Source organism: Variovorax sp. UC74_104 (genome assembly GCF_044055375.1).
Taxonomy (GTDB): domain Bacteria; phylum Pseudomonadota; class Gammaproteobacteria; order Burkholderiales; family Burkholderiaceae_C; genus Variovorax.
In genome coordinates, this window is record NZ_CP171978.1 from 4,995,363 (window position 1) to 5,014,300 (window position 18,938).

The following is an 18,938-nucleotide window of genomic DNA, read 5'->3' on the forward strand; positions in this document are numbered from 1 at the left end:
GACGGGGCGTTGTCTATACACTGGCCCGGATGCAACTGCCCCGCAGCCTTCGCATCCTCGCGCGCGCCACCCTGCTCCTCGCCCTCGCCTGGCTTGCCTTGTGCGGCGCCGCGAAGGCGGCGGACGAGACGCTGCGCGTCGGCTCCAAGCGCTTCACCGAGTCGTACATCCTGGCCGAGCTGCTGGCGCAGACTGCCGCGCCGCACACGGCCACGCCGCCCGTCCTGCGGCAAGGGCTGGGCAACACAGCCATCGTCTACGAGGCCCTGCGCTCGGGCGCCATCGACCTCTACGCCGAATACACCGGCACCATCGCGCTCGAGATCCTCAAGGGCGCACCGGCCGATACGCGCGAGGCGATGAACGCCGCACTCGCGCCGATGGGCCTGGGCGTGGCGATTCCGCTGGGCTTCAACGACGGCTACGCGCTCGCGGTGCGCGCCGCCGACGCCGACCGGCTGGGCCTGCGCACGCTAAGCGACCTCGCGAAGCACCCCGAGCTGAAGTTCGGCCTCTCGAACGAGTTCATCGGCCGCGCCGACGGCTGGAAGGGCCTGGCCGGGCGCTACGGCTTCACGCAGGCGCCCACCGGCCTCGACCACGGCCTGGCCTACGACGCGGTGGCCGCCAAGCAGATCGACGTGATCGACATCTACACCACCGACGCCAAGATCGACCACCTCGGCCTGCGCGTGCTGGAGGACGACAAGAAGTACTTCCCGCGCTACGACGCGGTGGTGCTCTACAAGCTCGACCTGCCCAAGCGGCTGCCCAAGGCCTGGGCCGCGCTGCAGGCGCTGGAAGGCAAGGTCGACGAGCACGCCATGATCGCGATGAACGCGCGCGCCGAACTGCAGAGCGTGCCCTTCGACGTGATAGCGCGCGACTTTCTCGCGAGCACGGGCAACAAGGATGCAAAGGCGCAACCGAAGGAAGAACGCCGGGGCTTCGCGGCCAAGCTGTTCGGACCCGACCTGTGGAAGCTCGCGCGCCAGCACCTGCTGCTGGTGGCGTTGTCGGTGGGCATCGCGATCCTCGTCGGCGTGCCGATCGCGATCCTGGTGTTTCCGCACGTGCGGCTGCGCGCCCTTGTGCTGGGCTTCGCGAGCCTGCTGCAGACCGTGCCCTCGCTGGCGCTGCTGGCCGTGCTGATATCGATGCTGGGCGCCATCGGCGCGCTGCCGGCGCTGATCGCGCTCACGCTCTACTCGCTGCTGCCGATCATGCGCAACACGGTGACGGGGCTGGCCGAAGTGCCCAACGGCCTGCGCCTGGCCGGCACGGCACTTGGCATGACGCCGCCGCAGAGCCTCCGGCTGGTGCTGCTGCCGCTGGCGCTGCCCACGCTGCTGGCGGGCGTGCGCACCGCCACGGCGATCGCCATCGGCACGGCAACCATCGCGGCCTTCATCGGCGCGGGCGGTTTCGGCGAGCGCATCGTGACGGGCCTGGCCCTCAACGACCGCGAACTGCTGGTCGCGGGCGCGCTGCCGGCCGCCGCGCTGGCGCTGCTGAGCGAAGGCGTGTTCGAGCTCGTCGAATACCTCATGCGAAGACGCCGCCGCGCGCCGCCGTCTTCGCTTCCGCCCGCCTGAAGATCGGTCTCAGGCCAGCGTGTAGGCCGTCTTCACCGTGGTGAAGAACTCCTGCGCATAGTGCCCCTGCTCGCGCGGACCGTAGCTGGAGCCCTTGCGGCCGCCGAAGGGCACGTGGTAGTCGACACCCGCCGTCGGCAGGTTGACCATCACCATGCCGGCCTGACTGTGGCGCTTGAAGTGCGTGGCGTACTTCAGCGAGGTGGTGGCGATGCCGGCCGAGAGGCCGAACTCGGTGTCGTTCGCCGTGGCCAGTGCCTCCTCGTAGTTCTTCACGCGAATCACGCTGGCCACCGGACCGAAGATCTCTTCCTTGTTGATGCGCATCGAGGCGGCCGATTCACTGAAGAGGGCCGGCGACATGTAGTAGCCGTCCGTCTCCAGCTTCAGCAGCTCGCCGCCGGCCGCCAGCGTGGCGCCTTCGCTCTTGCCGATGGCGACGTATTCCATGTCCTGGTCGAGCTGCGACTTCGACGAGACGGGCCCCATGTCGGTGCCCTGCGCAAGCGCGTCGCCCACCTTGATCTTCGCCATGCGTTCCTTCATGGCTTCGATGAACTTCGGGTAGATGCCTTCGGTCACGATGAGCCGGCTCGACGCGGTGCAGCGCTGTCCGGTCGAATAGAAGGCGCTCTGCACGCTGAGCTCCACGGCCTGCGCGAGGTCGGCGTCGTCAAGAATCACCTGCGGGTTCTTGCCGCCCATCTCGAGCTGCACCTTCTTGTGGTTGGTGACGCACTGCACCGCGATGTTGCGGCCCACGCCCACCGAGCCGGTGAAGCTGATCGCATGGATGCCCGGGTGGTTGACCAGCGCATTGCCGATCACGCTGCCGCGCCCCATCACCAGGTTGAACACGCCGGCCGGAATGCCCGAGCGGCTGATGATCTCCGCGATCGCCCAGGCGCAGCCCGGCACGAGGTCGGCGGGCTTGAGCACCACGCAGTTGCCGAAGGCCAGCGCGGGCGCGATCTTCCAGGCCGGAATGGCGATCGGGAAGTTCCACGGCGTGATGAGGCCGACCACGCCGACCGGCTCGCGCGTGATTTCCACGCCGATGTTCGGCCGCACCGAAGGCAGCACCTCGCCCGACAGGCGCAGGCACTCGCCCGCGAAGAACTTGAAGATGTAGCCCGCGCGCGCGGCCTCGCCGATGCCCTCGGCCTTGGTCTTGCCCTCTTCCCGCGAGAGCAGCGTGCCCAGCTCTTCCTTGCGCGCGAGGATTTCATTGCCGATCTTGTCGAGCGCGTCGGAGCGCGCCTGCACGCTGCCGGTGGCCCAGGCCGGGAAGGCTGCGGTGGCGGCGGCCACGGCCGCATCGACGTGCGATGCATCGCCCTGCGTGTACTGGCCGATCACGTCGGACAGATTGCTCGGATTGACGTTGGGGCTGTAGCCGGCGCCTGCACGCCATTCGCCGCCGATGAGGTTGTCGAAGTTCTGCATCTTCGGGTTCCTTGCTGCTCGATGGATGAAAAAAAGAAAGAAGCCGGAGCGAGGGCTCCGGCTGCGGGATGTGAGAAACGAAGCCTACGCCTCTACCTGATCATGCAGGGTTTCTTGTTGTCGAAAGTCCACCCCGGGATCAGGTACTGCATCGCCTGTGCATCGTTGCGCGCCCCAAGGCCGTGCTTCAGGTACAGCTGGTGCGCCTTCTCCACGGCATCCATGTCGAGCTCCACGCCCAGGCCGCCGCGCGTCGGCACCTTCACGAAGCCCTCTTCGATCTTCAGCGGCGCCTTGGTCAGATGCTGGCCGTCCTGCCAGATCCAGTGCGTGTCGATGGCCGTCACCTTGCCCGGGGCGGCTGCGGCCACATGGGTGAACATCGCGAGCGACACGTCGAAGTGGTTGTTCGAATGCGAGCCCCAGGTCAGGCCCCACGCCTGGCACAGCTGCGCCACGCGCACCGAGCCCTGCAGGGTCCAGAAGTGCGGATCGGCCAGCGGGATGTCGACCGACTGCAGCGAGAGGCTGTGCACCATCTCGCGCCAGTCGGTGGCGACCATGTTGGTCGCGGTGGGCAGGCCGGTGGCGCGGCGGAACTCGGCCATCACCTCGCGGCCCGAGAACACGCCCTCGGCGCCGCACGGGTCTTCGGCGTAGGCCATCACGCCGTGCAGGTCGCGGCACAGGCGGATCGCGTCCTGCAGCAGCCAGCCGCCGTTGGGGTCTAGCGTGACGCGGGCATTCGGAAAGCGCTCGTGCAGCGCACGGATCGCCTCGACCTCTTCCTCGCCGCGCAGCACGCCGCCCTTGAGCTTGAAGTCGGTGAAGCCGTAGCGTGCATGCGTGGCCTCGGCCAGGCGCACGATGGCCTCGGGCGTCATCGCCTCCTCGTGGCGCAGGCGGAACCAGTCGTTGTCGGCGCCAGGGTCGCTCTCGTACGGCAGATCGGTCTTGCTGCGGTCGCCCACGTAGAAGAGATAGCCGAGCATCTGCACCGCATCGCGCTGCTGGCCTTCACCGAGCAGGGCCGCCACGGGCACTTCGAGGAACTGGCCCAGAAGGTCGAGCAGCGCAGCTTCGACGGCCGTGACCGCGTGGATGGTCACGCGCAGGTCGAAGGTCTGCAGGCCGCGCCCGCCGCTGTCGCGTCCGGCGAAGGCGCTGCGCATGCTGTTGAGGATCGCGTTGTGCCGGCCGATGGGCTGGCCGACGATCAGGTCGCGCGCATCCTCCAGCGTCTGGCGGATCTTCTCGCCGCCGGGCACTTCGCCCACGCCGGTATGGCCGGCGCTGTCGGTCAGGATCAGCAGGTTGCGCGTGAAGAACGGGCCGTGGGCGCCGCTCAGGTTCATCAGCATGCTGTCATGGCCCGCAACGGGGACCACACGCATGCCGGTGACGACGGGAGCGCCCGACGGCGACGAAGTGGAATCTGAAAGCGTCATCGTTAAATCATCCAAAACCTTGCAGTGCCCTTCGGGGAACGCCGGGAACCGGCTTTGCCGGGCCGCAGGTGTTGCCCCCGGCGAGGGGGTTGGCGAAGCGACACGAAGTGCGCGAAGCCTGGGGGAGAGTCACTAGTCCGAGGTGATGTGGCGGGCGTCGATCAATGTCTTCCAACGCGTCCATTCGCGCAACTGGAAAGCGGTGAATTCCTCGGGCGTGCTGGCGACGATCTCCAGGCCCTGGTCGAGCATGCGCTTCTTCGTCTCCGGGTCCTGCATGGCGGCGATGACCGCGTCGCTCAGCTTCTTCTTCACGGCGGGCGGCAGACCCTTTGGCGCGGCCATGCCCTGCCATGAATAGACCTCGGCGCCCTTCACGCCGGCCTCGGCCAGCGTAGGCACATCGGGCAGCACCGGCGAGCGCTTGTCGCCCGTGACGGCAATGGCGCGCAGCTTGCCGCCTCGGATGTGCGGCAGCACCGCGTTCACGTTCTGGAACGAGAAGTCAACTTGGTTGCCGAGCAGGTCGTTGACCGCCGGCGCGCCGCCCTTGTAGGGCACGTGCACGCCTTCGGTCTTCGTCTGCTGCCAGAAGAGCTCGGCCGAAAGGTGGTCGGACGAGCCGTTGCCTGAGCTCGCGAACGAGACCTTGCCCGGCGTCTTGCGCAGCAGCGCGAGCACGTCGTCCACCGTGCGCTCCGGCCGCGCGACATTCGCGACGAGCACGTTGGGCGCCTGCACGGGCACGCTGATGTAGTCGAAGTCTTTCGTCGCGTCGTAAGGCACGCTCTTTTGCAGGTGCGGCGTGACGACGAAAGCGCCGAGCGAGGACACCAGCAGCGTGTAGCCGTCGGGCGCCGCGCGCTTGACCTGGCCGGTGCCGATGGTGCCCGTGGCGCCGGGCCGGTTGTCGACGACGAAGCTGCCGCCTAGCTTGTTCTGCAGCTGCAGCGCAATGGTGCGGGCGACCATGTCGGTGGAACCGCCGGCCGGGAACGGCACGACGATGGTCACCGGCTTCTGCTGGGGCCATGCGTCGGCCTGCGCCGAGGCAGGCAGGGGCAAAAACGCGGCCGAGGCGGCCGCGAGGGCGGCCCCGAGAAGGACTCTCTTCTTCATTCGGACTAGATCCTCACGGCCTGGCGGGCCAGCAGCTTCCAGCTGCCGCCCTGCTTCTGCCACACGCCGAGGATCTTCAGCGCCACCTTGCCGGGCTTGCCCGAGTCGTTGGTGTCGGCGGTGAGCGTGTGGCGCACGATGGCGGTGTTGCCGTCGACCACCTTCACGGTCTGGTCGGTGATGGCGATGGTCACGAAGTCGGACTTGCCGTCGAGCAGGTCGGCGATAAAGCTGGCCTTGGTGTCTACTTTGCCGCCGGAGTGGCCGTAGCTGAGGTCGTCGGCCACCAGCGCGCCGAGGGCGGGCGCGGTGGGGTCGATCATCGCGATGCGCAGGCGCTCGGCGGCCGCGGCAACCTCGGGCGCGGCCGACGCGGCATTGCCCGCGGGCATCACCGAGCAGGCCGAGAACAGCGCCGCCGAAGCGGCGACCAGGAAGAGCTTCTTGAGGAACATGGCGTCTTGTCTCCGTTGTTGTGATGGGTCTTCTTCCGCCAGCGGCCGGCTTACTGCGGGCCGAGCGAGTCGATCAGCGCCTTGAGCTGCTCCATCTCGGCGGGCGTGAGGTCGGTGAGCGGCGCGCGCACGGGGCCGGCATCGTGGCCGACGATCTTGGCGCCGGCCTTCACGATGCTCACGGCGTAGCCCGGCACGCGGTTGCGCAGCTCGAGATAGGGCATGAAGAAGTCCTTCAGCAGGCGGTGCTGCGTCGGCAGGTCGTCGGCGGCGACGGCCCTGTAGAAGTCCATGGCGGTCTTCGGAATGAAGTTGAAGACGGCCGACGAATACACCGGCGTGCCCATCGCCTTGTAGGCGGCGGCGTAGACCTCGGCGGTGGGCAGGCCACCCAGGTAGGCGAAGCGGTCGCCCATCTTCTGGTAGATGGCGACCATGGCCTCGATGTCGCCCACGCCGTCCTTGAAGCCGACGAGGTTGGGGTTGCGCTCGGCCAGCGCGGCCAGGGTGTCGGGCTTCAGGCGGCTGGTGGCGCGGTTGTAGACGATCACGCCGAACTTCACGCTCTTGCACACGGCCTCGACGTGCGCGGCCAGGCCTTCCTGGCCGGCTTCGGTGAGGTAGTGCGGCAGCAGCAGGATGCCGTGCGCGCCGGCCTTCTCGGCGGCTTGAGCGCACTGGATGGCGAAGCGCGTGGGGCCCCCGGCGCCCGCGATGATCGGCACCACGCCGCGGCAGGTGTCGACTGCGGTCTTGATGATGCCGGGGTACTCGTCGCCGGTGAGCGAGAAGAACTCGCCCGTGCCGCCGGCCGCGAACAGCGCGCTCGCGCCGTACGGGGCGAGCCATTCGAGGCGCTGCTCGTAGCCCTTCTTGTTGAAGTCGCCGTTGCTGTCGAAGTCGGTCAGCGGAAACGAGAGCAGGCCGGAGCCCATGATGGTCTTGAGTTCTTGCGGGTTCATCGGGAAGAGTCCAGTGAAGATGAGGAAAAGGAGAAGGAAATGCTGCGGGCGATGCGGCCGCCGCCGGGCCGCCCCAAGGCGAGCCGCGCCTCCCCCTCGGGGGGTGGCGAATTACACGGAGCGCAGCGAGTGAAAAGCCGGGGGGCGGGCATGACTAGTCGAGCCTGACGTTGGCTTCCTTGATGACCTGGGCCCAGCGCGCGCGCTCCTTGGCGAAGAACTGGTCCTGCTCGGGCGCGGTCATGGTCACGACCTCGGCCCCCTGCCCCGCGAGGCGGGCGCGGATGTCGGCGGTGCGGATGATGCGCACCAGCTCGCGGTTGAGCCGGGCGACGATCGCGTCGGGCACGCCGCGCGCGGCGACCATACCCTGCCAGGTGCCCGACTCGTAGCCGGGAGCGCCCTGCTCCGCGATGGTCGGCACGCTGCCGATCAGCGGCATGCGCGTGGCCTTGGACACGGCGATCAGCTTGAGCTTGCCGGCCTGTACCTGCGGGTAGGTGGCGAGCATGCCGTTCATCAGCACCTGCGTCTGGCCCGAGACGGTGTCGAGCACGGCCTGCACGCCGCCCTTGTAGGGCACGTATTCCCACCTGGCGCCGATGCGGCGCTGCAGTTCGATGCCCGCGAGGTGCGCGGTGCTGCCGCTGGCAGTGACGGCGAAGTTGAGATCGCTCTTCTTCGAGAGCTCGACCAGCTCCTTCAGCGTGTTCGCCTGCACCGAGGGATGCACCACCAGCAGGTGCGGCGAATAGGCCAGCATGGAAACGCTGCGCAGGTCCTTCGACGGATCGAAAGGCAGCTTGGGGTACAGCGACGGGCTGATGGCCAGCGCGCCCAGGTCGCACAGCATCAGCGTGTAGCCGTCGGCCGGGGCCTTGGCCAGCAGGTCGGCGCCGAGGTTGCCGTTCGCGCCGGCCTTGTTGTCGATGACGACGGGCTGGCCCAGCGCCTCCGACAGCGGCTGGCTGATGGCGCGCGCAATGATGTCGGACGAGCCGCCCGGCGGGTACGGAACGATGATCCGGATCGGCTTCGAGGGCCAGTTGCCGGTGCCGCCCTGCGCGCCCGCCGCGGCTTGCGCGAAGGAGCGCGCCGGCAGGCTGGCGGCCAGGGTCGTGGCCAGCGCGGCGCCCAGTGCGCCGCGTCGGGAGATGGTCATGCTGCCTCCTGTTGTTCGATGGTCGTCACGGCCTTGTGCGCAACGAGCCGCACATGTTATCAGTCATCGTACAACCAGGGAGACGACTTGTCCAGCAGGCCGGACAAGAAAAATATCAGTGGGACGAAGCGGCGTCGGAAGACGGCGAGGACGCATCGGCCCCACCGCCCCCTGCCGCGGCGGCATCGGCCTTCGCTTTCTGCTGCGCGGCTTCCTGCGCCATGCGCAGCCGCTCGCGGCTGTTCGTCAGGTGGATGCGCATCGCGGCGCGCGCCGACTCGGGGTCGCGCCGCGCGATGGCCGCGTAGATCTCTTCGTGCTCGCGGTTGACGCGGCTCAGGTAAGGCGCCCCGCCCTCGTGCGTGCGGATGGCGCTGATGCGGGTGCGCGGGATGAGCGTGGTACCCAGGTGCCGCATGATGTCCGCGAAGTACGGGTTGCCGGTCGACTCGGCGATCTGCAGGTGGAAGCGGAAGTCCGGCCCCACCGTGTCGCCCGCCACCACCACGTTGCGCTCGAAGTCGTCGAGCGCCTGGCGCATGGCGACCAGCTGCTCGTCGGTGCGGCGACTGGCGGCGAGGCCGGCCGATTCGGTCTCCAGGCTGATGCGCAGCTCGAGCACGGCGAGCACGTCGACCGACGCGGCGATCTCGCCCGGGTCGAGGCGGAACACGCCGCCGGTGCGCGGCTGCAGCACGAAGGTGCCCACGCCGTGCAGCGTCTCGACCAGCCCCGCGGCCTGCAGCTTCGACAGCGCCTCGCGCACCACGGTGCGGCTCACGCCATAGGCCTGCATGATGGCCGACTCGGTCGGCAGCTTGTCGCCCGGCCGCAGCGACTGGCTGCGGATCTTCTCGCCCAGGTCTTCCACCAGCCCGTGCGCGAGTCCGCGCGCGCGCTGGCGCGGACGCCCCACGAAAGACGGCGCCGAAGAGGCCGCCTCCGCCGGAGCATCCGACACCAAGGGATTACCCGCAGTCGTCTGAACCATGGCCACGATGATAATCCCCAAACTAGTTGTACGACAACAGATAACTTATCACTCAACTTCCAAGTGTCGCGGGCGAATCCGCCTGCGGCCTGCGGTTTCCACGGCACCGAAATGCAGCGCCTTTTCGACCTCGCGACCTCGACCTTGCTTCCACGGCATCGTACCGGCCGCTCCAGCGAAACCGCCGTAGCGGCTGCCCCTCGGAAACCATGACTCCGGCATTCAAGGACTGGCAACCATGACAGACAACAACAAGATGAATCGCCTGCTGCTGACCGGCGCTGCCGGCGGCCTCGGCAAGGTGCTGCGCGAGCGGCTCAAGCCTTTTGCGAACGTGCTGCGGCTGTCCGACATCGCCTCGCTGGCGCCCGCCGCCGGCGCCGACGAGGAAGTCGTGCCCTGCGACCTCGCCGACAAGGCCGCGGTGCACGCGCTGGTGGAAGGCTGCGACGCCATCGTCCACCTGGGCGGCGTGTCGGTGGAACGGCCGTTCGAGGAGATCCTCGAGGCCAACATCAAGGGCGTGTTCCACATCTACGAGGCAGCGCGCCGCCACGGCGTGAAGCGCGTGGTGTTCGCAAGCTCCAACCACGTGATCGGCTTCTACAGGCAGAGCGAACGCATCGACGCCCACGCCGCGCGCCGGCCCGATGGCTACTACGGCCTGTCGAAGTCCTTCGGAGAAGACGTCGCCCAGTTCTACTTCGACCGCTGGGGCATCGAGACGGTGAGCATCCGCATCGGCTCGTCTTTCCCCGAGCCCGCCAACCGCCGGATGATGAGCACCTGGCTCAGCTACCGCGATCTGACCTCGCTGATCGAGAAGTCGCTCTTCACGCCCGACGTGAAGCACACCGTGGTCTACGGCATGTCGAACAACCGCGACGTGTGGTGGGACAACAGCGCGGCAGCGCACCTGGGCTTCGTGCCGCAGGACAGCTCCGAAGTGTTCCGCGACAAGGTCGAGCAGCAACCGCCGGTCGCCCCCACCGACCCCAACGCCATCTACCAGGGCGGCGCCTTCACCGCACAGGGCCCATTCGGCAATTAAGGCGATTCAGGCGATGCAAGCTGAACTCGTCCTCGACGCGCGCAACGGCACCGGCGAAAGCCCGGTGTGGCATGCCGCGCAGCAGGCGCTGTACTGGGTCGACATTCCGGCGCGGACGCTGAACCGCTGGCACGCGAGCGAAGGCCACGCGCAGTGGAAGGCCGACGAGATGATCGCCTGCATCGCGCCGCGCGCCGACGTACCCGGCGAGTGGATCGCCGGCATGGAAAGCGGCCTCTTCTCGCTGAAGCCGCAGGCCGACGGCACGCTGTCCGCCACCCCGCTCGCACCCGTCGAGCACGCGGCACCCGCCATGCGTTTCAACGACGGCCGCTGCGACCGCCAGGGCCGCTTCTGGGCCGGCACCATGCTGCTCGACATGGCCGCAGGCGCCCGCGTCGGCCGCCTCTACAGCTACGGCAAGGGCGACGGCAACGCCGCCCTTCGCCTCGACGACCTCATCGTGCCCAACGGCCTGGCCTTCAGCCCCGACGGCCGCACGATGTACCTCTCGGATTCGCACCCCACTGTGCAGGCCGTCTGGGCCTTCGACTACGACACCGCCACCGGCACGCCCAACAACCGCCGCCTGTTCGTCGACATGAAGCCCCTGCCCGGCCGCCCCGACGGCGCCGCCATGGACACCGACGGCTGCTACTGGATCTGCGGCAACGACGCCGGTCTGGTGCACCGCTTCACGCCCGACGGCCGGCTCGACCGATCGCTCGAAGTGCCGGTGAAGAAACCTGCCATGTGCGCCTTCGGCGGCGCAGGCCTCGACACCCTGTTCGTCACCTCGATCCGCCCCGGCGGCATCGACCTGTCGGACCAGCCGCTCGCCGGCGGCGTCTTCGCGCTGCGGCCCGGCGCGCAGGGCGTAGCAGAACCGGCCTTCGGCAGCTGACCCCTTTTTCAACAACCACCAAGCAAGAGGACGAGACAAATGAAATTCGCCAAGAAGACCCTGATCGCAATTTCCGCGTGCGCAGCAGCCGCGCTGACCACCATGGCTGCACACGCCACCGAGTTCCGTTCGGCCGACATCCACCCCGACGACTACCCCACCGTGACCGCGGTGAAGTTCATGAGCGAGCGCCTGAAGGCGCTGTCGGGCGGCAAGCACAGCATCAAGGTGTTCAACAACAGTTCGCTGGGCAGCGAGAAGGACACGATCGAGCAGACCAAGATCGGCGCGCTGCAGATGGTGCGCGTGAACATCGCGCCAATGAACAACATCTGCCCCGAGACGCAGGTGCCGACCATGCCTTTCCTGTTCCGATCGGTGGACCACCTGCACAAGGTGCTCGACGGCCCGATCGGCGAAGAAATCCTGAAATCGTGCGAGAAGCAGGGCTTCGTGGGCCTGGCCTACTACGACAGCGGCGCGCGCTCGATGTTCACCGCCAAGAAGCCCGTGCGCAGCTTCGCCGACATGAAGGGCCTAAAGGTGCGCGTGCAGCAGTCCGACCTGTGGGTGTCGATGCTCGAAGCCATGGGCGCCAACGCCACGCCCATGCCCATGGGCGAGGTCTACACGGGCCTGAAGACCGGCTTGATCGACGCCGCCGAGAACAACTACCCCACTTATGAAAGCGCCCGCGCCTTCGAGGTGGCCAAGTACTACAGCAAGACCGAGCACTCGATGGCGCCCGAGATGCTGCTGTTCTCCAAGCGCGCGTGGGACAAGCTCTCCGCCGAGGAGCAGGGCTGGATCCGCCAGGCCGCGAAGGAATCGGTGCCCTACATGCGCAAGCAGTGGGAGGAGCGCGAAGTGAAGTCGCTGGCCACGGTGAAGGCCGGCGGCGCCGAGATCATCGAAGTGGACAAGGCGCCGTTCCAGGCAGCGATGAAGCCGGTGTACGACAAGTTCATCACCGACGCGAAGCTGAAGGACCTGGTCAAGCGCGTGCAAGAGACGAAGTAAGCGAACCGCCCTGCTGAACCAGCTCCTTCCCCCTCTGGGGGAAGGCCGGGATGGGGGCACGACGGCGCTGGCATAGGGACGCCGCTTGCCCCCATCCCGGCCCTCCCCCAGAGGGGAGGGAGAAAACAGAGAAAAACCTTCATGTACACCAAACTCTGCCGCACCCTCGCGCGTGCCTGCATGTGGTTGGGCATCCTCGGCCTCGTCGCGGTGATCTGCGCCGTGAGCTGGCAGGTGTTCGGCCGCTACGTGCTCAACAACACACCCACCTGGGCCGAAAGCCTCGCGCTGCTGCTGGTGCTCTACGTCACCATGCTCGGCGTGGCGGTGGGCGTGCGCGACGCGGGCCACATCGGACTCGAATCCTTCCTCGTCCTCGCACCCGACTGGCTGCGGCTGAAGATGGAATACCTCATCCACGCACTGATCCTGCTGTTCGGTCTGGCCATGGCCTGGAACTGCGCCGAGCTGGCCGGTTCGGTCTGGGACTACCGGCTGCCCACGCTGTGGATCTCCGAAGGCTGGAAGTACGTGCCGGCCGCCGTCTCGGGCGTGCTGATCGTCCTCTTCTCCATCGAACACATCATCGCGCTCGCCCAAGGCCGCGAAGTAGAACCCGCCTGGGGATAACGAATGCACACCCCCAGGCTTCGCGCACTTCGTGTCGCTTCTCCAACCCCCTTGCAGGGGGCAATGCCTGCGGCCCGGCAAAGCCGGTTCCGCGGCATTCCCCGAACAGTCCATAGCGCCCCCACCACCGGCGAGGCGGCCAGATCATGACCATTCCCCTTTTGATTCTCTGCCTCTCGTTCACGCTCTTCCTGTTGCTGGGCGTGCCGGTGGCTTTCTCCATCGGCCTGTCGGCCCTGGCCACGCTGCTGTATGAAGGCCTGCCGCTGGCGGTCGGCTTCCAGCAGATGACCTCGGGCATGGGCATCTTCTCGTTCCTGGCCATTCCGTTCTTCATCTTCGCGGGCGAGCTGATGCTCTACGGCGGCATCGCGGACCGCATCGTCAACCTGGCGCGCGACCTGGTGGGCCACGTGCGCGGCGGCCTGGGCATGTCGAACGTGGTGGCCTGCACGCTGTTCGGCGGCGTCTCGGGCTCGCCCGTGGCGGACGTCTCGGCCATGGGCGCGGTGATGATCCCGATGATGAAGAAGGAGGGCTACCACGCCGACTACGCAGTCAACGTGACGACCCACGCGGCACTGGTGGGCGCGCTGATGCCGACCAGCCACAACCTCATCATCTATTCGCTCGCGGCGGGCGGAAAGGTGTCGATCGCGGCGCTGATCCTCGCGGCGCTGCTGCCGGCCGCGGTGCTCACCGTCAGCAACCTGGTGGCCGCCTACCTGGTGGCGGTGAAGCGCGGCTACCCCGCGGGCACCTTCCCCGGCTGGGCCATCGTGGGGCGCTCGTTCGCCGCGGCGCTACCGGGCCTGTTCGTGGTGCTGCTGATCCTGGGCGGCATCCTGTCGGGCGTCTTCACGGCAACCGAATCGGCGGCGGTGGCGGTGCTGTATGCGCTGGGCCTCACGATCTTCGTGTACCGCACGCTGAAGTGGGAGCACTTCATCAAGGCCGCCTCGAAGGCGGTGCGCACCACCGGCGTGATCCTGCTGCTGATCGGCATCTCCAGCACCTTCGGCTACCTCATCAGCCTGTACGGCGTGGCCGAGCTCACGGGCCAGATGCTGTCGCAGGTGACGAGCACGCCGTGGGTGATCTTCCTGCTCATCAACATCATCCTGTTCGTGCTGGGCACCTTCCTGGACATGGCGGCCACCATCCTGCTGTGCACGCCGATCTTCCTGCCCATCGCGCAGCAGTACGGCATGACCTCGGTGCAGTTCGGCATCGTGATGCTCATCAACTGCGCGCTGGGCCTGAACACGCCGCCGGTGGGCACGACGCAGTTCGTGGGCTGCGCGATCGGCGGGGTGTCGGTGGGCACGGTGATGCGCACCATCTGGCCGTTCTACGGCGCATTGATCTTCGCGCTCGGCGTGGTTACCTTCGTGCCGGCCTTCTCTACCTGGCTGCCCAGCATGTTCATGGTGGTGAAATGACGCACACCCCCAGTCTTCGCGCACTTCGTGTCGCTTCGCCAACCCCCTTGCAGGGGGCAACACCTGCGGCCCGGCAGAGCCGGTTCCGGCGGTGTTCCACGAAAAGACCGCGCTTTTTCTGCCGCCTTCGAAGCCTGATATGCCCGACGCCGCAAGACCTCCGCTCTACATCCGCATCCACGCGGCCGACAACGTGGCCATCGTCGCCAACGACGGCGGGCTGAAGGCCGGCGCGGAGTTCGCCGACGGCCTGCGGCTGGTGGACAACGTGCCGCAGGGCCACAAGGTCGCGCTGGTCGACCTGGCCGAAGGCGACGCCATCCGCCGCTACGACGTGGTGATCGGCTACGCGCTGAAGGCGCTGCCGCGCGGCAGCTGGGTGCACGAGCGCGTGATGCGCATGCCGACCGCGCCCGAGCTCGACGGCCTGCCCATTTCGACGGTCAAGCCCCCTGCCCTGCCGCCGCTGGAGGGCTACACCTTCGAGGGCTACCGCAACGCCGACGGCTCGGTGGGCACGCGCAACATCCTGGCCATCACGCAGACAGTGCAGTGCGTGGCGGGCGTCACCGAGTTCGCGGTGCAGCGCATCAAGGCCGAGCTGCTGCCGAAGTACCCGAACGTCGACGACGTGGTGGCGCTGGAGCACACCTACGGCTGCGGCGTGGCCATCGACGCACCGGACGCCGTCGTGCCCATCCGCACGCTGCGCAACATCAGCCTCAACCCCAACTTCGGCGGCGAGGTGATGGTGGTGAGCCTGGGCTGCGAGAAGCTGCAGCCCGAGCGCCTGCTGCCGCCGGGCAGCATTCCCATCGCCGACCAGCGCGGAGGCACCACGCCCGATGCTGCGCTCGACGTGGTCTGCCTGCAGGACGACGCGCACGTCGGCTTCATGTCGATGATCGATTCGGTCATGCGCCAGGCCGAGGAACACCTCGCCCGCCTGAACGCCCGTAGGCGCGAGACCGTGCCCGCCAGCGAACTGGTGGTGGGCGTGCAGTGCGGCGGCAGCGACGCCTTCTCGGGCGTCACCGCCAACCCGGCCGTGGGCTTCTGCACCGACCTGCTGGTGCGTGCGGGCGCCACCGTGATGTTCTCCGAAACCACCGAGGTGCGCGACGGCATCGACCAGCTCACCTCGCGCGCGTCCACGCCCGAGGTGGCCGAGGCCATGATCCGCGAGATGGCCTGGTACGACGCCTACCTGAAGAAGGGCATGGTCGACCGCAGCGCCAACACCACGCCGGGCAACAAGAAAGGCGGGCTCTCCAACATCGTCGAAAAGGCGATGGGCTCCATCGTCAAGTCGGGTTCCGCGCCGATCAGCGGCGTGCTCGCGCCCGGCGAGAAGGCCGCGCACAAGGGTCTGAACAAGGGCCTGATCTACACCGCCACGCCCGCCAGCGACTTCATCTGCGGCACGCTGCAGCTGGCCGCCGGCATCAACCTGCACGTGTTCACCACCGGCCGCGGCACGCCCTACGGGCTGGCCGAGGTGCCGGTGATCAAGGTCGCCACGCGCAGCGACCTCGCGCGCCGCTGGCACGACCTGATGGACGTGAACGCGGGCCGCATCGCCGACGGCGAGGCCACCATCGAGGACATCGGCTGGGAAATGTTCCGCCTGATGCTCGACGTGGCCAGCGGACGGAAGAAGACCTGGGCCGAGCACTGGAAGCTGCACAACGCGCTGGTGCTTTTCAACCCCGCACCCGTGACCTGAGCAAGGCGCCGCGCGACGCGCGGGTTCACGTCTTTCTGATTTCCTTTCTCAGACCTGTCTCTTCATCAACGGAGCCCCTCATGGAAGACCTCAAGGACAAGACAGCCCTCGTCACCGGCGCCAGCACCGGCATCGGCGCGGCGGTGGCCATCGCCTTCGCCGCGCGCGGCATGCGCGTGGCGGTGCACTACAACAGCTCCGCCGACGCGGCGAACCAGGTGGTCGACACGATCCGCTCGGCCGGCGGCACCGCCTTCGCGCTGAAGGCCGACGTGCGCGACACGGGCGCGATCCGCGAGTGCGTGAAGCAGGCCTCGGCGCAGTTCGGCGGCCGCATCGACGTACTGGTGAACAACGCGGGCAGCCTGGTCAAGCGCGTGCCCATCGCCGAGTTCGACGACGCGCTCTTCGACGAGGTGCTGCACATCAACGCGCGCTCGGTGCTCGCGTTCTGCCGCGAGGTGGTTCCGCTGATGCGCAAGAGCGGCGGCGGCAACATCATCAACGTGACCTCGGTCGCGGCGCGCACCGGCGGCGGCCCTTCGGCCTACCTGTACGCGGGCTCGAAGGGCTTCGTGAGCACGGCGACGCACGGGCTGGCGAAGGAACTGGTGGGCGACCGCATCCGCGTGAACGCGGTGGCGCCGGGCGCCATCCAGACGCCCTTCCAGGACCGCTTTTCCACGCCCGCGATGCTGGAGAACTTCCGCGCCGGCATTCCGATGGGCCGCATCGGCACGCCGGACGAATGCGTGGGCGCATTCCTCTATCTCGCCTCGGAACAGCTGTCGGGCTATGTCACCGGGCAGGTGATCGAGGTGAACGGCGGGCAGTACATGCCCTGACGCACACCCACACCTTTCAACACTTCAACGCTCACCCACAACAACGGAGACAACGACATCATGAAACGCAAGCAGTTCATTCGCGGCATCGCCGCCCTCTCGGCCACGGCCGCGCTCTCGCTCGGGCTGGCGGCACCGGCTGCCGCGCAGGCTGATTTTCCGAACCACACCATCGAGCTGCTGGTGCCCTACCAGCCCGGCGGCGGCACCGACGGCCTGGCGCGCGCCTTCTCGGAGGCGAGCCGCAAGCACATCTCGCAGAGCATCGTGATCATCAATCGCCCCGGCGCGGGCGGTGCCATCGGCTGGACGGAGGTGATCAACGCCAAGCCCGACGGCTACAAGCTCGCTGTGCTCACCGTCGAGCTGCTGACGCTGCCGCACCTGGGGCTGGCCAAGTTCAACTACGACGACTTCCAGCCCATCGCGCAGCTCAATGCCGACCCGGCCGCCATCACCGTGAAGGCCGACGCGCCGTGGAACACCATCGAGGAGTTTCTGGCCGCCGCGAAGAAATCGCCGGAGAGCGTGCGCGTGGGCAACTCGGGCAACGGCTCGATCTGGCACCTTGCCGCCGCCGCGCTGGAAGACAAGACCGGCGCGAAGTTCGGCCACATCCCGTTCCAGGGTGCGGCCCCCGCGGTGCTGGCGCTGCTGGGCGGCCACATCGAAGCCGTGGCCGTGAGTCCGGCCGAGGTGACGACGCACGTGCAGGGCGGCAAGCTCAAGGTGCTGATGGTGATGGCCGACAAGCGCGTGAAGGGCTTCGAGAAGGTGCCCACCGCCAAGGAGCGCGGCATCGACCTGTCGATCGGCACCTGGCGCGGCCTGGGCGCGCCGAAGAACACGCCGCCCGAAGTGATGGCGAAGCTGCGCGAGATCACCGCGAAGACCGCCGCCGAACCGCTGATGCACGAGGTGATGGACAAGCAGAACCTGGGCTATGTCTACACCGACGGCGCGGTGTTCAAGGAGACGCTGGCGAAGGACAACGTGTACTTCAAGCAGCTCATCACAAAGCTCAACATCAAGCCCTGAGCCCCCGGCCATGAAGAAAACGACCATCGCATCGCTGCTGTGGCTGGCCGCGGCGGTGCCCGCATCGGCAGCCACCTGGGTCTACGTGTCGAACGCCGACAGCCAGGAAATCTCGGTGCTCGAGCTCGACCGCACGCAGGGCGCGCTCAAACCGGTGCAGACGCTGAACGTGGGCGGCACGGTGATGCCGATGGTGGTGAGCCGCGACAAGCGCGTGCTGTACGCCGCGCTGCGCTCGCAGCCTTTCCGCGTGGCAGCGCTTTCCATCGACGGCGCCAGCGGCAAGCTGCAGAAGCTCGGCGAGGCGCCGCTGGCCGACAGCATGGCCAACATCGACCTCGACGCGAGCGGCAAATGGCTATTCGCGGCGTCATACCAGGGCGGCAAGATCACGGTGAACGGCATCGGCAAGGACGGTGCCGTGGGCCCCATCCACCAGCTGATCCAGACCGAGCCCAACGCTCACGCCATCCACGCGGACGCGAGCAACCGCTTCGTGCTCGCCACCAGCCTGGGCGGCGACAACGTGTCGAGCTGGCGCTTCGACGCCGAGAAAGGCCTGCTCTCGCCCAACGATCCGCCGCTGACCAAGACCGCCGCGAAGTCGGGCCCGCGCCACTTCGTGTGGGACAAGGCGCAGCGCCACGTCTACCTGCTCGACGAGCTCGACGCCGCGCTGCACGTGTTCGCCTGGGACGCCGCGCGCGGCACGCTCAAGCTCGAGCAGAGCACGACCACGCTGCCCGCCGGCTTCGCCGGCAAGCCCTGGGCCGCCGACCTGCACCTGACACCCGACGGGCGCTTCCTCTACGCCTCGGAGCGCACGTCGAGCACGCTTTCCGCGTTCAAGGTCGATGCCACCACCGGGCAGCTGCAGCCCCTGGGCCAGACGCCGACCGAGAAGGGACCACGCGGCTTCGCCATCGACTCCACCGGCCGCTACCTGATCGCGGCGGGACAGGAATCGAACGGCATCTCGCTCTATGCCATCGACGGCGACACCGGCGCGCTGGGCAAGCCCCAACGCCTGGACGTGGGCAAGAACCCGAACTGGATCGAGATCGTCGACGTGCCCTGACACGCCCCCGACGCATCCGAACCATC

Annotated in this window: 17 protein-coding genes; 10 read left to right on the plus strand and 7 right to left on the minus strand. The window is 67.8% G+C overall.

Translation table 11 applies throughout. The features are described from left to right. The first annotated feature begins 29 nt into the window (after positions 1–29). On the plus strand, positions 30–1,595 hold the full coding sequence (locus ACHMXA_RS23515) for a glycine betaine ABC transporter substrate-binding protein (protein ID WP_395316485.1): 1,566 nt from the start codon (positions 30–32) through the stop codon (positions 1,593–1,595). Between the two features lie 9 nt (positions 1,596–1,604). Here ACHMXA_RS23515 and ACHMXA_RS23520 read toward each other — a convergent pair whose 3' ends face one another. The 7 genes from ACHMXA_RS23520 to ACHMXA_RS23550 all read right to left on the minus strand — a co-directional run bounded on the left by ACHMXA_RS23520 (position 1,605) and on the right by ACHMXA_RS23550 (position 9,178). After that, entirely contained in the window at positions 1,605–3,041 is a 1,437-nt protein-coding gene (locus ACHMXA_RS23520; RefSeq protein WP_176667120.1) for an aldehyde dehydrogenase family protein, read from the minus strand. Positions 3,042–3,133: 92 nt separating this feature from the next. After that, complete coding sequence (gudD, locus tag ACHMXA_RS23525; protein ID WP_395316486.1) at positions 3,134–4,489, minus strand: glucarate dehydratase; 1,356 nt, start codon at positions 4,487–4,489, stop codon at positions 3,134–3,136. A gap of 132 nt (positions 4,490–4,621) precedes the next feature. Then, positions 4,622–5,608 carry a Bug family tripartite tricarboxylate transporter substrate binding protein gene (locus tag ACHMXA_RS23530; RefSeq protein ID WP_395316487.1) on the minus strand — a complete coding sequence of 329 codons (987 nt, stop codon included), beginning with the start codon at positions 5,606–5,608 and terminating at the stop codon, positions 4,622–4,624. A gap of 5 nt (positions 5,609–5,613) precedes the next feature. Then, a complete protein-coding gene (locus ACHMXA_RS23535; RefSeq protein WP_395316488.1) occupies positions 5,614–6,063 on the minus strand; it encodes a nuclear transport factor 2 family protein in 450 nt (149 codons plus the stop codon). 50 nt (positions 6,064–6,113) lie between these two features. Next, positions 6,114–7,025, minus strand: coding sequence for a 5-dehydro-4-deoxyglucarate dehydratase (kdgD, locus tag ACHMXA_RS23540; protein WP_395316489.1), 912 nt, complete (start codon positions 7,023–7,025; stop codon positions 6,114–6,116). 154 nt (positions 7,026–7,179) lie between these two features. Further along, positions 7,180–8,187 carry a Bug family tripartite tricarboxylate transporter substrate binding protein gene (locus ACHMXA_RS23545; RefSeq protein ID WP_395316490.1) on the minus strand — a complete coding sequence of 336 codons (1,008 nt, stop codon included), beginning with the start codon at positions 8,185–8,187 and terminating at the stop codon, positions 7,180–7,182. Positions 8,188–8,302: 115 nt separating this feature from the next. After that, the gene (locus tag ACHMXA_RS23550) at positions 8,303–9,178 is read right to left on the minus strand and encodes a FadR/GntR family transcriptional regulator (protein WP_395316491.1); all 876 of its coding nucleotides are present in this window, start codon (positions 9,176–9,178) and stop codon (positions 8,303–8,305) included. Positions 9,179–9,416: 238 nt separating this feature from the next. Here ACHMXA_RS23550 and ACHMXA_RS23555 point away from each other — a divergent pair, with 238 nt between their 5' ends. From ACHMXA_RS23555 to ACHMXA_RS23595, 9 genes are all read left to right on the plus strand, one after another. Further along, complete coding sequence (locus ACHMXA_RS23555; protein ID WP_395316492.1) at positions 9,417–10,229, plus strand: NAD-dependent epimerase/dehydratase family protein; 813 nt, start codon at positions 9,417–9,419, stop codon at positions 10,227–10,229. Positions 10,230–10,242: 13 nt separating this feature from the next. Then, the gene (locus ACHMXA_RS23560) at positions 10,243–11,133 is read left to right on the plus strand and encodes an SMP-30/gluconolactonase/LRE family protein (protein ID WP_395316493.1); all 891 of its coding nucleotides are present in this window, start codon (positions 10,243–10,245) and stop codon (positions 11,131–11,133) included. Between the two features lie 39 nt (positions 11,134–11,172). Continuing rightward, positions 11,173–12,153 carry a TRAP transporter substrate-binding protein gene (locus ACHMXA_RS23565; RefSeq protein WP_395316494.1) on the plus strand — a complete coding sequence of 327 codons (981 nt, stop codon included), beginning with the start codon at positions 11,173–11,175 and terminating at the stop codon, positions 12,151–12,153. A 141-nt stretch (positions 12,154–12,294) separates the two neighbouring features. Continuing rightward, positions 12,295–12,783, plus strand: coding sequence for a TRAP transporter small permease (locus ACHMXA_RS23570; RefSeq protein ID WP_395316495.1), 489 nt, complete (start codon positions 12,295–12,297; stop codon positions 12,781–12,783). A 146-nt stretch (positions 12,784–12,929) separates the two neighbouring features. Beyond that, positions 12,930–14,225: a TRAP transporter large permease gene (locus tag ACHMXA_RS23575; protein WP_395316496.1), complete on the plus strand. Its 1,296-nt coding sequence runs from the start codon at positions 12,930–12,932 to the stop codon at positions 14,223–14,225. 139 nt (positions 14,226–14,364) lie between these two features. Beyond that, entirely contained in the window at positions 14,365–15,951 is a 1,587-nt protein-coding gene (gene garD, locus ACHMXA_RS23580; protein ID WP_395316497.1) for a galactarate dehydratase, read from the plus strand. Positions 15,952–16,031: 80 nt separating this feature from the next. Continuing rightward, positions 16,032–16,796 (plus strand): SDR family NAD(P)-dependent oxidoreductase, encoded by a 765-nt coding sequence (locus tag ACHMXA_RS23585; RefSeq protein WP_395316498.1) that lies wholly within the window; start codon positions 16,032–16,034, stop codon positions 16,794–16,796. Between the two features lie 60 nt (positions 16,797–16,856). Continuing rightward, the gene (locus ACHMXA_RS23590) at positions 16,857–17,834 is read left to right on the plus strand and encodes a tripartite tricarboxylate transporter substrate binding protein (RefSeq protein WP_176667134.1); all 978 of its coding nucleotides are present in this window, start codon (positions 16,857–16,859) and stop codon (positions 17,832–17,834) included. 10 nt (positions 17,835–17,844) lie between these two features. After that, positions 17,845–18,912, plus strand: coding sequence for a lactonase family protein (locus ACHMXA_RS23595; protein WP_395316499.1), 1,068 nt, complete (start codon positions 17,845–17,847; stop codon positions 18,910–18,912). The last annotated feature ends 26 nt before the right edge of the window (positions 18,913–18,938 follow it).

Coding starts and splice junctions, on each gene's coding strand:
- ACHMXA_RS23575 (WP_395316496.1), top strand. CDS start 12,930: ATGACCATTCCCCTTTTGATTCTCTGCCTCTCGTTCACGCTCTTCCTG.
- ACHMXA_RS23585 (WP_395316498.1), top strand. CDS start 16,032: ATGGAAGACCTCAAGGACAAGACAGCCCTCGTCACCGGCGCCAGCACC.
- kdgD (WP_395316489.1), bottom strand. CDS start 7,025: ATGAACCCGCAAGAACTCAAGACCATCATGGGCTCCGGCCTGCTCTCG.
- gudD (WP_395316486.1), bottom strand. CDS start 4,489: ATGACGCTTTCAGATTCCACTTCGTCGCCGTCGGGCGCTCCCGTCGTC.
- ACHMXA_RS23520 (WP_176667120.1), bottom strand. CDS start 3,041: ATGCAGAACTTCGACAACCTCATCGGCGGCGAATGGCGTGCAGGCGCC.
- ACHMXA_RS23515 (WP_395316485.1), top strand. CDS start 30: ATGCAACTGCCCCGCAGCCTTCGCATCCTCGCGCGCGCCACCCTGCTC.
- ACHMXA_RS23570 (WP_395316495.1), top strand. CDS start 12,295: ATGTACACCAAACTCTGCCGCACCCTCGCGCGTGCCTGCATGTGGTTG.
- ACHMXA_RS23560 (WP_395316493.1), top strand. CDS start 10,243: ATGCAAGCTGAACTCGTCCTCGACGCGCGCAACGGCACCGGCGAAAGC.
- ACHMXA_RS23545 (WP_395316490.1), bottom strand. CDS start 8,187: ATGACCATCTCCCGACGCGGCGCACTGGGCGCCGCGCTGGCCACGACC.
- ACHMXA_RS23590 (WP_176667134.1), top strand. CDS start 16,857: ATGAAACGCAAGCAGTTCATTCGCGGCATCGCCGCCCTCTCGGCCACG.
- ACHMXA_RS23595 (WP_395316499.1), top strand. CDS start 17,845: ATGAAGAAAACGACCATCGCATCGCTGCTGTGGCTGGCCGCGGCGGTG.
- ACHMXA_RS23535 (WP_395316488.1), bottom strand. CDS start 6,063: ATGTTCCTCAAGAAGCTCTTCCTGGTCGCCGCTTCGGCGGCGCTGTTC.
- garD (WP_395316497.1), top strand. CDS start 14,365: ATGCCCGACGCCGCAAGACCTCCGCTCTACATCCGCATCCACGCGGCC.
- ACHMXA_RS23565 (WP_395316494.1), top strand. CDS start 11,173: ATGAAATTCGCCAAGAAGACCCTGATCGCAATTTCCGCGTGCGCAGCA.
- ACHMXA_RS23555 (WP_395316492.1), top strand. CDS start 9,417: ATGACAGACAACAACAAGATGAATCGCCTGCTGCTGACCGGCGCTGCC.
- ACHMXA_RS23530 (WP_395316487.1), bottom strand. CDS start 5,608: ATGAAGAAGAGAGTCCTTCTCGGGGCCGCCCTCGCGGCCGCCTCGGCC.
- ACHMXA_RS23550 (WP_395316491.1), bottom strand. CDS start 9,178: ATGGTTCAGACGACTGCGGGTAATCCCTTGGTGTCGGATGCTCCGGCG.